Genomic DNA, 12843 nt, shown 5'->3' on the forward strand with positions numbered 1-12843 from the left:
GAAAAAAGCCCAAGTGCTTGTGGCAACTCGGGCTTTTCTGATCGTCTGCTTGTCCGTGAACGGTTACGAACAATCAATCTCTGGCGGAGCAGGCGGGATTCGAACCCGCGGAGGGCTATTAACCCTCACACGCTTTCCAGGCGTGCGACTTAAACCGCTCATCCACCGCTCCTGAGCCCACGATTGTAGCAGTCAGTTCAGCCCTGATTTGCCTGACCTTGCACCGAAGACTTGCCGGCCTGCACCATCCGCATCGCCGAAGCGATGAGCGTGGCGGTTTCGGTCATGTTGCTGGGCACGATCAGCGTGGTCTTGGAGTCGGCCGCGACCTTGCCGTAGGCGTCGACGGCGCGCTCGGCCACCTTGAGCTGCACGGCCTGTTCGCCGCCGGGCTGGCGGATGGCGGCCGCCACGCGCTCGATGGCGTCCGCCGTTGCCGTGGCCACCGCCGTGATGGCGGCAGCTTCACCCTGGGCGTTGTTGATCTGCGCCTGCTTCTCGCCCTCGGAGCGGGCGATGAAGGCCTCGCGCTCGCCGGTGGCGATGTTGATCTGCTCCTGGCGGCGGCCTTCGGAGGCGGCGATCAGCGCGCGCTTTTCGCGCTCGGCGGTGATCTGGCGCTGCATCGCCTGCAGGATTTCCTTCGGCGGGGTCAGGTCCTTGATCTCGTAGCGCAGCACCTTCACGCCCCAGTTGAGCGCCGCCTCGTCGATCGCAGCCACCACCTGGGCATTGATGACGTCGCGCTCCTCGAAGGTCTTGTCGAGCTCCAGCTTGCCGATCACGCTGCGCAGGGAGGTCTGCGCGAGCTGGGTCACGGCCACGATGTAGTTCGACGAGCCGTAGCTGGCGCGCATCGGGTCGGTGACCTGGAAGTACAGGATGCCGTCGACCTGCAGCTGCGTGTTGTCGCGCGTGATGCAGATCTGGCTCGGCACGTCGAGCGGGATTTCCTTCAGGCTGTGCTTGTAGGCCACCCGGTCGATGAACGGGATCAGGAAGTTGGGGCCGGGCGTCATCGTGCCGTGGTACTTGCCCAGTCGCTCGCGGATCCAGGCGTTCTGCTGCGGCACGAACTTGACCGACTGGCTGATGAAGATGATCGCGATGACCAGGATGATGAGAGGTACCGAGAATTCCATGGTGCGCTTCCTTTTCTGAGTTCTACCTACGACGGACTGACTAAACCTTGTCGACCACCAGCCTGCTGCCGACCACCTCGACCACGCGGTGCTCGCCGGTGGAGGGCGTGCGGCCCGCGCGCTGGATCACGGTCCATTGCGCGCCGCGATAGCGCACCGTCGCCGTGCCGTCGGGATTCCAGGCATCGACCTGCACGGTCTCGCCGATGTCGAGGTTCACGTCGCGGTTGGCTTCGGTGGGCGGGGCGGGAGGGCGCTTGCGCTGGATCGTGTACCAGACCAGCACGGCCCCCACGCCGATGACGGCGGCCACGATGAGTTGGGTGACGGTGCCGAAGCCCAGGTGCGCCGCGATGGCCGCGGCCGCGAAACCGGCTGCCAGCAGGAGAAGATAGACGGTGCCCGAGAGCAGCTCGACCACGATGGCCGCCCCCGCAATCAGCCACCAGACAGTGGAATTCGCCATGTCGACTCCTCTTGTTACTTGTTCGATGCGCGCCATTCTGATGCATTCGCTTCAAGCGCTTGCCGTGCGTAGGGGTACTGTGCCGGAGACTGCAAAAGAGGCCTTGCCTGACTGCTCCGGATGGCTTGCGCGAAGCTGACCGGATCCGTCATCCGAATTCCGTACACTTCGCGCCTCGCCACATTGCTGTCTGTCTGCCTGTCCGGAGCCCCGCTCATGAAATTCCGCTTTCCCATCGTCATCATCGACGAGGACTTCCGCTCCGAAAACACTTCGGGTCTCGGCATCCGCGCGCTCGCGCAGGCCATCGAGACGGAGGGTTTCGAGGTGCTGGGCGTCACCAGCTACGGCGACCTGAGCCAGTTCGCCCAGCAGCAAAGCCGTGCCAGCGCCTTCATCCTGTCGATCGACGACGAGGAGTTCACCATCGGCCCCGACCTCGATCCGGCCGTGTTGAACCTGCGCACCTTCATCGGCGAAGTCCGGCGCAAGAACGCCGACGTGCCGATCTACATCTACGGCGAGACCAAGACCTCGCGCCACCTGCCGAACGACATCCTGCGCGAGCTGCACGGCTTCATCCACATGTTCGAGGACACGCCCGAGTTCGTGGCGCGCCACATCATCCGCGAGGCCAAGAGCTACCTCGAGAGCGTGCAGCCGCCGTTCTTCAAGGCGCTGATCGACTACGCGGAAGACGGTTCGTACTCCTGGCACTGCCCGGGCCACTCGGGCGGCGTGGCGTTCCTGAAGAGCCCGGTGGGTCAGATGTTCCACCAGTTCTTCGGCGAGAACATGCTGCGCGCCGACGTCTGCAACGCGGTGGAAGAGCTGGGTCAGCTGCTCGACCACACCGGCCCGGTGGCGGCCAGCGAGCGCAACGCGGCGCGCATCTTCAACGCCGACCACTGCTTCTTCGTGACCAACGGCACCAGCACCAGCAACAAGATGGTGTGGCACCACACGGTGGCGCCGGGCGACGTGGTGGTGGTCGACCGCAACTGCCACAAGTCGATCCTGCACGCGATCATCATGACCGGCGCGATTCCGGTGTTCATGAAGCCCACGCGCAACCACTTCGGCATCATCGGACCCATTCCGAAGAGCGAGTTCGAGCAGAGCGCCATCAAGGCCAAGATCAAGGCCAACCCGCTGCTGGCCGACGTGGATGCCGACAAGGTCAAACCGCGCGTGATGACGCTCACGCAGTCGACCTACGACGGCGTGATCTACAACACCGAGACCATCAAGAACATGCTCGACGGCTATGTCGACACGTTGCACTTCGACGAGGCTTGGCTGCCGCACGCGGCCTTTCACCCGTTCTACGGCGCCTACCACGCGATGGGCAAGCGTCGCGTGCGCCCGAAGGAATCGCTGGTGTTCGCGACGCAGTCCACCCACAAGCTGCTCGCCGGCATCAGCCAGGCCAGCCATGTGCTGGTGCAGGACTCGCAGAACCGCCAGCTCGACCGCGACCTCTTCAACGAGGCCTACCTGATGCACTCGTCGACCAGCCCGCAGTACGCGATCATCGCGAGCTGCGACGTGGCCGCCGCCATGATGGAGCCGCCCGGCGGCACCGCCCTGGTGGAGGAGAGCATCCTCGAGGCGCTGGACTTCCGTCGCGCCATGCGCAAGGTCGAGGACGAGTTCGGCAAGGACGAGTGGTGGTTCAAGGTCTGGGGCCCCGAAAAGCTCGTAGAGGAGGGCATCGGCCGTGCGGAAGACTGGATCATGCACGGCGAGAAGAACGGCCAGCCCAAGGGCAAGAGCAAGGGCAAGAATTCGCCGCGCAACTGGCACGGCTTCGGCGAACTGGCCGACGGCTTCAACATGCTCGACCCGATCAAGTCGACCATCGTCACGCCGGGCCTCGACCTCGAAGGCAACTTCGCCGAGACCGGCATTCCGGCCAGCGTGGTGACCAAGTTCCTCGCCGAGCACGGCGTGATCGTGGAGAAGACGGGCCTCTACAGCTTCTTCATCATGTTCACCATCGGCATCACCAAGGGCCGCTGGAACACGCTGCTGACGGCGCTGCAGCAGTTCAAGGACGACTACGCGCGCAACCAGCCGATGTGGCGCATCCTGCCGGAGTTCTGCCAGCAGCACCCCGGCTACGAGCGCCTGGGCCTGCGCGACCTTTGCCACCACATCCACCAGCTGTACGCGCGCTACGACGTGGCCCGCCTCACGACCGAGATGTACCTGAGCGACCTGACGCCGGCCATGAAGCCCAGCGACGCCTTCGCCCACATCGCGCACCGCAAGACCGAGCGCGTGGAAATCGACGACCTCGAGGGCCGCATCACCACCAGCCTGATCACGCCGTACCCGCCGGGCATTCCGCTGCTGATCCCGGGCGAGGTGTTCAACAAGAAGATCGTCGACTACCTCAAGTTCTCGCGCGAGTTCAACACGCAGTGCCCGGGCTTCGAGACCGACATCCACGGCCTGGTGGCGCGCGTCGACGAGACGGGCAAGAAGCGCTACTACGCGGACTGCGTCAAGGAATCGAAGTAACCGGTCAGCGGGGCTGAGGTGGGCTGAAGGGCCGATACCGGCCCGGTCGGTCAGTCGATCGGGTCGATCGATCAGCCCTCGCGCACCCGCATGAAGCGCGCGAAGCGGGGCAGGCCCTTGGCGGTGAGTCCGTTGTAGCGGTAGGTCACCCAGGTGCCGATGGCGGGCGGGTTTTCGCGCTCGGCGTCGGTGAGGCCGGTGCCAAGCCTGAAGCGCTTGCCGTCGGGCGTCTCGACCACCAGCGCGCCCAGCCGGGAGCCATGCCTGCCCTTGCCGGGCACATGCTCGATCACCCGGGCTTCGGCATCCTCGTAGGGCTTGACCTTGAGCAGGTCGTTGCTGCGCTCGCCCTTGTAGAGCGAAGCGCCGCGGTGCAGCATCAGGCCTTCGCCACCCATCTTCATCGTCTTGTCGAGCAGCGCCTGCAGCGCCTCGTGCGTGGTCGCGCGCTCCTGCGGCACCGGCACGACCCACGGTGCGCCGGTGACGGGCAGCAGCTTGCGCAGGGCCGCCAGCCGCGCCGTGAAATCGCCGGGCTGCGTGGGCAGGTCGAACACCATGAAGCGCATCTCGTGCCACGCGATGTCGTTGGGCGTCTGGTTGCGTGCCGTCGACACCGCGTGCGAGAACCGGCCCCGACCCGCCCAGAGTTCGCCGTCGAGCGGCCGTTTCGGCAGCGGGGTGGTGAACCATGCCGGCGCGACGATCTTCTCGCCGCCGCGCGTCCAGAGCTGCTGGCCGTCCCAGTAGGCGCGCACGCCGTCGTACTTCTCGCTCACCCAGTAGTCCGCCAGCGACATGCCTGGGCGGTATGTCTCGGCCAGCATGAGTGATGGCGCGGACTCGCGCGCGAGCACAGCCGGCGCGATGGCCAGGCCGAAGGCGGCGAGCAGCAGGGAGCGGCGGTTCAGCACGTTGCTATGAAATGAATAGCGAAAAAAGGCCGCTCGAGCGGCCGTGGCGCAGCAGGCGTCGGCGGGGTTATTCGGCCATTCCGCCGACCACGTTGCTGAAGCCGCCGTCCACGTAGGTGATCTCGGCCGTCACGCCGCTGGCCAGGTCGCTCAGCAGGAAGGCGGCGACGTTGCCGACTTCCTCGATGGTCACGTTGCGGCGGATCGGCGATGCGTCGGCCACCGCCGCCAGCATTTTGCCGAAGCCCTTGATGCCGCTGGCAGCCAGCGTCTTGATGGGGCCCGCGCTGATGCCGTTCACGCGCATGCCCTTGGGGCCGAGCGAGGCGGCCGTGTAGCGAACCGAGGCTTCGAGCGAGGCCTTGGCCAGGCCCATGGTGTTGTAGTTGGGCAGGGCACGCTCGGCGCCCAGGTAGGTCAGCGTGAGCAGGGCCGACTTGTCGTTGAGATAGGGCAGGGCCGCCTTGGCCATGGCCGGGAAGCTGTATGCGCTGATGTCGTGCGCGACCTTGAAGCCTTCGCGCGAGAGCCCGTCGAGGAAGTCGCCCGCGATGGCCTCGCGCGGAGCGAAGCCGATGCTGTGCACGAAGCCGTCGAATTTGGGCCAGGCCTGCGAGAGATCGGCGAAGAGCTTGTCGATCTGCGCATCGTCGCTCACGTCGCAGTCGAAAATGAGCTTCGAGCCGAAGTCTGCGGCATATTCGGTGATACGGTCCTTGAATCGCTCGCCGACATAGCTGAAGGCGAGTTCCGCGCCCTGGTCGTGACAGGCCTTGGCAATGCCATAAGCAATGGAGCGATTGCTCAATACACCGGTGATCAGCAGTTTCTTGCCCGAAAGAAAGCCCATGAGGTTGCCTTGTGAAAATCTTGGGCAGAATTCTCGCATGCGAGGTTGGCTGCTTTGGATGACGTTGGCGCTCTCGGCAGCCCCCTCATGGGCTGCTCATGCCTATGCGCAGTTCGGGGACATCAAGTACCCGGCGGGGTTCACGCATTTCGAATACGTGAATCCAGGTGCGCCCAAGGGGGGGGAGATCCGGCTGGTGCCGCCCACGCGGCCCACCAACTTCGACAAGTTCAATCCGTTCACGCTCAAGGGGACAGCTCCCTCGGATATCGCCACGTTGATGTTCGAGAGCCTGCTCACGGGAAATTTCGAGGAGCCGACCACCGCCTACGGCCTGCTGGCCGAGGACGTGGAGGTTGCTCCCGACCGCCTATCGGCGACCTTCCGCCTCAATCCCAAGGCGAAATTCAACAATGGCACGCCGGTGCTGGCGGCCGACGTGGTGTATTCGTTCGAAACGCTCACCGGCAAGCTGGCGGCGCCGCAGTATCGGACGATCTACGCCGAGGTCAAGAAGGCCACTGCGGTCAGCGAGCGCTCCGTGCGCTTCGATTTCGCCAGTCCGAACCGCGAACTGCCACTGGTCGTGGGAGGCATGGCGATCTTCAGCCGCACCTGGGGTGGCGGAAAGCCCTTCGATCAAATCACAACAGACCTGCCCGTCGCATCGGGCCCTTATCGGCCCGCCAGCAACCGTCTGGGCCGCGACATTACCTATGTACGCGACCCGAACTACTGGGGGGTGGATCTCCCGGTTCGCAAGGGTCAGTTCAACTTCGATCGCGTCACCTTCAAGGTCTACCTCGACGAGACTTCGCGTTTCGAGGGACTCAAGGCCGGAGAGTTCGACTTCATGCGCGAATTCAGCTCGCGCAACTGGGCCCGCCAGTACACGGGCAAGCAGTTCGACAGTGGCGAACTCGTCAAGCGGGCCTTCGAGAACCACAACCCTGGCGATTTCCAGGGCTATGTGTTCAATACCCGCAAGGAGAAGTTCAAGGACATCCGCGTGCGGCAGGCCATTGGCCTGGCGATGGACTTCGAATGGCTCAACCGACAGCTGTTCTACGGCCTCTACACGCGCGTGCAGGGCTATTTCCCGAACAGCGAGTTCCATGCCGAGGGTCTGCCCAAGCCTGACGAACTGGCACTGTTGGAGCCGCTGCGATCGAAGCTGCGGCCGGATGTTTTCGGTCCGGCTCCGATTCCGCCGAACACCGCCCCGCCTGGCAGCCTGCGCGAGAACCTGCGCAAGGCCAGTGCGCTGCTGGCCGAGGCGGGCTGGACCTACCGCGATGGAGCGCTGCGTAATACCGAAGGCGAGCCATTCACGATCGAATTCCTCAACGATCAGCCCTCATTGGTTCGGGTGGTCACGCCGATGCAGACGGCGCTTCGGAAGCTCGGCATCGAGATGACGTTCCGCAATGTCGACTTCTCGCTGTCGCAGCAGCGCATGCAAAACTTCGATTTCGAGATGACCTCGCTGCGTCTTCCGGGCAGCAACGCGCCGGGTGGAGAGCTGCTCGAGCTGTTCGGCTCCAAGGCGGCAGCCACCCCGGGGTCTTTCAATCTCTGGGGCGTGTCGGACCCGGCCGTCGATGCGATCGTGGGCAAGGTGGTCGCGGCCACTACGCGTCCCGAACTCGCCACGGCCATGCGCGTGTTGGACAGGGTGCTCTCGCATGGCTATTACTCGATTCCTCAGTACAACAGCAACACCTTCCTGATCGGTTACCGGCCCCGTCCGTTCGTGTTGCCGCCGACGATTCCGCTGTACTACCAGGCCGACGATTGGGCGGTTTCGACTTGGTGGGCTTCGCCCGCGAACAAGTAGGCAAGATCAGGCATGAATCGCACGCACCCATGACGAGCTACATCTTCAAGCGCCTGCTGCTCATGATCCCCACGCTGCTTGGCGTGCTGATCGTCACCTTCATCGTGATCCAGTTCGTGCCCGGTGGACCGGTTGAGCAGATGGTGGCCCAGTTGCAAGGGCGCGATTCGGGCGGCGAGCGCGCTGCGAGCAGCGGTGCCGGCTATCGAGGTCGGCAGGGTCTCGATCCTCAGCGCATCGAGGAGATCAAGCAGCTCTACGGGTTTGACAAGCCGGCCCACGAGCGCCTGTGGATCATGCTCAAGTCTTATGCGAGCTTCGATCTGGGCACGAGCTTCTATCAGCGCAAGGCTGTGTGGGAGTTGGTCAAGGAAAAGCTTCCGGTCTCGATCAGCCTGGGTTTGTGGACGTTCTTCATCAGCTACCTGATCGCAGTGCCGTTGGGCGTGGCCAAGGCCGTGCGCGCGGGGTCGCGCTTTGATTTCGGGACCACATTGATCGTGCTCGTCGGCTATGCGATTCCGAGTTTCGTGCTGGGCGTGGCGTTGCTCGTGATCTTTGGCGGCAAGCTGCAGTGGTTCCCGTTGCGCGGGCTGACTTCTCCGAATTGGGAGACCATGACCTGGGGGGCGCGTGTCATCGACTACCTGTGGCATATCGCACTGCCGGTGACGTCCATGGTTCTCGGCAGTTTCGCGGTCACCGCCATGCTGACCAAGAACTCCTTCCTTGAAGAAATCCGCAAGCAGTATGTAACGACAGCCCGTGCCAAAGGGCTGGCAGAAAGACAAGTGCTGTGGAAGCACGTTTTTCGCAATGCATTGATCCCGATCATTACGGGCTTTCCGGCGGCTTTCATTGGCGCCTTCTTCACTGGCGCATTGCTGATCGAAACGCTGTTCACGCTCGACGGCCTTGGCTTGTTGAGCTATGAGAGCGTGATTCGCCGCGACTACCCAGTGGTGCTGGGGACGCTGTATCTCTTCACGTTGATCGGCCTGGTGACCAAGCTCATCTCCGATCTCTGCTACGTCTGGGTCGACCCGAGGGTGAAGTTTGACTGACGCGCCTGTATCCATCAGCCCCGGCCGCCGCGCCTGGCGGCGCTTTCGCCGCAACCCGCTGGGTTTCTGGAGCCTGCTGATCTTCTCGGTACTGGTCGTGCTCAGCCTGTTCGCCGAATTGCTCTCGACCGACAAGCCGCTCATGGTTCGTTACGAGGGAACGACTTATTTCCCCGTACTGCGTGACTACTCGGAGAAAACCTTCGGCGGCGATTTTGAGGCGCCCGCGGACTATCTCGATCCGTTCATCGAGGAGCGCATCACCAAAGGCGACAACTGGGCGATTTACGCGCCCAACCGCTACGGCCCCCGCACACTCAACTACTTCGCGAAGCAGCCGAACCCCGCTGCGCCTTCTGGCGAGAACATTTTCGGAACTGACGACCGTGGCCGCGATCTGCTGGCGCAGCTGATCTACGGCTTTCGCGTGAGCGTGCTATTCGGACTGGCACTGACCGCGATCGGCGTGGTGCTCGGCATCGTCGCTGGCGCGATCCAGGGCTTCTTCGGTGGCAAGACCGACCTCGCGTTCCAACGCTTCATCGAGATATGGAGCTCGATGCCCGAGCTCTACCTGCTGATCATCTTCAGCGCGATCTTCGCGCCCAGCGTGGCGCTGCTGCTCATCCTGCTGAGCCTGTTCGGCTGGATGGGGTTGGCCGACTACGTGCGCGCCGAGTTCCTGCGCAATCGCCAGATGGACTACGTGCGAGCGGCGCGCGCCCTGGGCGTAAGCAACCTGCAGATCATGTGGCGCCACATCCTGCCCAACAGCATGGTGCCGGTCGTCACCTTCCTGCCGTTCCGGATGAGCGCGGCCATCCTGGCGCTGACCTCGCTCGACTTCCTGGGGCTGGGAGTGCCGCCGGGTACGCCGTCGCTCGGCGAGTTGCTCAGCCAGGGCAAGGCCAACATCGACGCCTGGTGGATCTCGATTTCCACTTTCGGCGTGCTGGTCCTCACGCTGATGCTGCTGACCTTCATGGGCGACGCCCTGCGCGACGCACTCGATCCGCGGAAGGCCGACAAGTGATGAGCACCATGCCCAGTCAATCCTTGCTCGACGTGAAGGACCTGCGCGTCGCCTTCGGCGGCAAGGAGGTCGTGCACGGCATCGACTTCCGGATGGCCGCCGGTGAAAAGCTCGCGCTCGTCGGCGAATCGGGCTCGGGCAAGACCGTCACCGCGCTGTCGCTGCTGCGGCTGGTGCAGAACGCGGACCTGTCCGGCACGGCGCGACTCTCCGGTGGTGAACGCGTGCAGGGCTCTCGCGACCTGCTGTCGATTCCCGAGCGCGAACTGCGCGGCATCCGCGGCAAGGAGATCGCCATGATCTTCCAGGAGCCGATGACCGCGTTGAACGCGCTCTATACCGTGGGCGACCAGATCGCCGAGGTGCTCGAGCTCCATGAGGGGCTGTCGGCGCGCGCGGCGCAGGCGGCTGCCGTGCAATTGCTGGCCGACACTGGCATTCCGGAGCCGGCGCGGCGGGCGAGGGCGTTTCCGCACCAGCTGTCGGGCGGCCAGCGCCAGCGCGCCATGATCGCGATGGCACTCGCCTGCAAGCCGCGCCTGCTGCTGGCCGACGAGCCGACCACCGCGCTCGACGTGACCGTGCGCGCGCAGATCCTCGAATTGCTGGCCGACCTGCAGCGCAAGTACGGCATGGCTGTGCTGCTCATCACGCACGACCTGAACCTGGTGCGGCGCTTCGCCGACCGCGTGGTGGTCATGGAGAACGGCCATATCGTCGAGCATGGCGCGGTTGCATCCGTGTTCGACGCCCCGCAGCATCCCTACACGCGCAAGCTGATCGACAGCCATCCCGAGCGCAACGTGGCGCCCGTCGCTGGCGGCCCGGGCGCGGCACCGCTGATCGAGGCCAAGGCCCTGCGGGTGGTCTACCCCGTGCCGAGGCCGGGCGTCGCCGGCTGGTTCCGCAAGGGCGAGTTCGTCGCGGTGCAGGGGGCGGATTTCCGCATCGCTTCCGGCGAGACGCTGGGTGTGGTCGGCGAGTCGGGCTCGGGCAAGTCGACGCTCGCGCTGGCGGCGCTCGGGCTGCTGAAGTACCAGGGCGCGCTGACCGTCGCGGGCAAGGGGTGGGCGGTCGACCGGGCCTCCGATCTCTCGTTGCGCCGCACCATGCAGGTGGTGTTCCAGGATCCGTTCTCGTCGCTCTCTCCCCGCATGACGGTGGAGCAGATCGTGGGCGAGGGGCTGCGCGTGCATGCGCCCGAGCTCGGCGTCGAGGCGCGCCGGGCGCGTACGCTTGCCGCGCTGGCGGATGTCGGGCTGACGGAGACGCAGTTTCCGGCGCTGCTCGAGCGCTATCCACATGAGTTCTCGGGCGGGCAGCGGCAGCGCCTGGCGATCGCCCGGGCGCTGATCGTCGATCCCCGGCTGCTGGTGCTCGACGAGCCCACCAGCGCGCTCGACGTCACGATCCAGAAGCAGGTGCTGGGGTTGCTGCAGCGCCTGCAGCGCGAGCGCGGCTTGAGCTACCTGCTGATCACGCACGACGTCGAGGTGATTCGCGCGATGGCGCACAACGTCATCGTGATGAAGGACGGGGCGATCCTCGAAACCGGGCAGGTCGAGCGCGTGCTCGATGCGCCCGAGCATCCATATACGAAGAAGCTGGTGGCTGCCGCGCTGCTTGAGTAGAACAACAACGGAGACTGCGAGAAATGTCGGAAATCGGACGCGACCGGCGCGGAGCCTGGCGCGCGGCGCTGGCCTGCATGGTCACTCTGTCGGTGGCGATGGGCCTGGGGCGCTTTGCCTTCACGCCCATGCTGCCCATCATGCTGCACGAGGGAAAGCTGGAACTCGCCGCGGGCGGGGTGCTGGCCTCGCTCAACTACCTGGGCTACTTTCTCGGCGCGGTGAGCTGCGCGGCCATCGGCATCAAGGCGTCGAGCATGGTGCGCGGCGGGCTCGTGGCCACGGCGGCCTTGCTGGTCGGCATGGGGCTGCTTCACAGCTTCACGAGCTGGGGCGTGTTGCGCACGGCGGCGGGCGTGATGAGCGCCTGGGTCTTCGTCTTCGCCTCGGGCTGGGGGCTGCGCCGGCTGGCGGAGACGAACGCGCCGACGCTGGCCGGCGTGATCTACACCGGGCCGGGGATCGGCATTGCCATGACCGGCCTGCTCGGCGGCGCGCTCGGGCGCTGGGGTTCGGAGGCGGGCTGGATCGGGCTGGGCGTCCTTGCGGTGGTGCTGATTGCCGTGATCTGGCGGGTATTCGATGACGGCGAGCACGTTCATGCCGCTGGCGGCGCGGCTCCGGCGCCCGCCGCGGCGGCTCGCGTGGCCGGGCCGGCCGACCGCAGCGACGCGATCTGGCTGGTCGCGCTCTACGGGCTGGCGGGCTTCGGCTACATCATCACCGCCACCTTCCTGCCGGTGATCGCCCGCCAGGCGTTGCCTGGGTCGCCCTGGCCGGACTTCTTCTGGCCGCTGTTCGGGCTGGCCATCATTCCGGGCGCGCTGATCGGGGCCCGCGCACCGACGCACTGGGACAACCGGCTGCTCCTGGCCGTCGCCTACGCGCTGCAGGCGCTGGGAGTCGTTCTGTCGGTGGCCTGGCCGAGCATCGCCGGATTCGCGCTCGGCAGTCTCCTGCTGGGCATGCCGTTCACCGCCATCACCCTTTTCGCGATGCGGGATGCGCGCCGGCTGCGCGGCAATGCGGCAGCCGGGCTGATCGGCTACGCGACGGCTTCCTACGGGGTGGGGCAGATCGTCGGTCCGCTGTTTGCCGCGCCGCTCGCCCAGCGGACGGGGTCTTTCCAGTTGCCGCTGCTGGTCGCGGCGGCGGCATTGGCGCTGGGAGCGGTCCTGTTTGCGCTGGTCTGGTTCAAATCGCGTGGCAATGCCGGGCAATAGCCGCGCGGGGCGTTCAAAGGCCCTTCATTAATTGCACAAATAGCATATAATTCGAGGCTCACGACCAAACGGGCGGGTACCAACCGCCCGTTTTTTTTGGTCCATCCATTCCAGGCATTCATTCATGGCTATCTGGCATCCGTGGCGGGCGGATGGC

The 12843-nt window shown here is 65.1% G+C and carries 10 protein-coding genes and 1 tRNA gene; 6 read left to right on the top strand and 5 right to left on the bottom strand.

All coding sequences use genetic code 11. The features are described from left to right. Positions 1-81: 81 nt before the first annotated feature. The 3 genes from ABL840_RS17310 to ABL840_RS17320 all read right to left on the bottom strand — a co-directional run bounded on the left by ABL840_RS17310 (position 82) and on the right by ABL840_RS17320 (position 1608). Positions 82-172, bottom strand: a tRNA-Ser gene (locus ABL840_RS17310). Positions 173-197: 25 nt separating this feature from the next. Beyond that, complete coding sequence (locus tag ABL840_RS17315; RefSeq protein ID WP_093195326.1) at positions 198-1142, bottom strand: SPFH domain-containing protein; 945 nt, start codon at positions 1140-1142, stop codon at positions 198-200. 40 nt (positions 1143-1182) lie between these two features. Further along, complete coding sequence (locus ABL840_RS17320) at positions 1183-1608, bottom strand: NfeD family protein (protein WP_093195325.1); 426 nt, start codon at positions 1606-1608, stop codon at positions 1183-1185. Between the two features lie 216 nt (positions 1609-1824). Here ABL840_RS17320 and ABL840_RS17325 point away from each other — a divergent pair, with 216 nt between their 5' ends. Then, entirely contained in the window at positions 1825-4134 is a 2310-nt protein-coding gene (locus ABL840_RS17325; protein ID WP_093195324.1) for an arginine/lysine/ornithine decarboxylase, read from the top strand. Positions 4135-4205: 71 nt separating this feature from the next. On the opposite strand, the gene ABL840_RS17330 is transcribed toward ABL840_RS17325, so the two are convergent. After that, positions 4206-5048, bottom strand: a complete 843-nt coding sequence (locus tag ABL840_RS17330; protein ID WP_093302888.1) for a DNA ligase — start codon at positions 5046-5048, stop codon at positions 4206-4208. Positions 5049-5115: 67 nt separating this feature from the next. Then, complete coding sequence (gene fabI / locus ABL840_RS17335) at positions 5116-5898, bottom strand: enoyl-ACP reductase FabI (RefSeq protein ID WP_093302890.1); 783 nt, start codon at positions 5896-5898, stop codon at positions 5116-5118. A gap of 37 nt (positions 5899-5935) precedes the next feature. Here fabI and ABL840_RS17340 point away from each other — a divergent pair, with 37 nt between their 5' ends. Genes ABL840_RS17340 through ABL840_RS17360 form a run of 5 tightly spaced genes read left to right on the top strand, consistent with a single transcriptional unit; the run spans position 5936 to position 12686 of the window. Beyond that, complete coding sequence (locus ABL840_RS17340; RefSeq protein WP_093302893.1) at positions 5936-7735, top strand: extracellular solute-binding protein; 1800 nt, start codon at positions 5936-5938, stop codon at positions 7733-7735. 29 nt (positions 7736-7764) lie between these two features. Beyond that, positions 7765-8799: a microcin C ABC transporter permease YejB gene (locus ABL840_RS17345; protein WP_093302895.1), complete on the top strand. Its 1035-nt coding sequence runs from the start codon at positions 7765-7767 to the stop codon at positions 8797-8799. Further along, complete coding sequence (locus ABL840_RS17350; RefSeq protein WP_093302898.1) at positions 8792-9832, top strand: ABC transporter permease; 1041 nt, start codon at positions 8792-8794, stop codon at positions 9830-9832. Before ABL840_RS17345 ends, ABL840_RS17350 begins: the two co-directional genes overlap by 8 nt. Further along, positions 9832-11463, top strand: a complete 1632-nt coding sequence (locus tag ABL840_RS17355) for an ABC transporter ATP-binding protein (RefSeq protein ID WP_093302900.1) — start codon at positions 9832-9834, stop codon at positions 11461-11463. Before ABL840_RS17350 ends, ABL840_RS17355 begins: the two co-directional genes overlap by 1 nt. Positions 11464-11486: 23 nt before the next feature. After that, entirely contained in the window at positions 11487-12686 is a 1200-nt protein-coding gene (locus tag ABL840_RS17360; protein WP_093302903.1) for a YbfB/YjiJ family MFS transporter, read from the top strand. Positions 12687-12843: the final 157 nt, after the last annotated feature.

Origin of the sequence: Variovorax sp. NFACC27, from assembly GCF_048301545.1 — a bacterium.
Lineage (GTDB): Bacteria > Pseudomonadota > Gammaproteobacteria > Burkholderiales > Burkholderiaceae_C > Variovorax > Variovorax gossypii.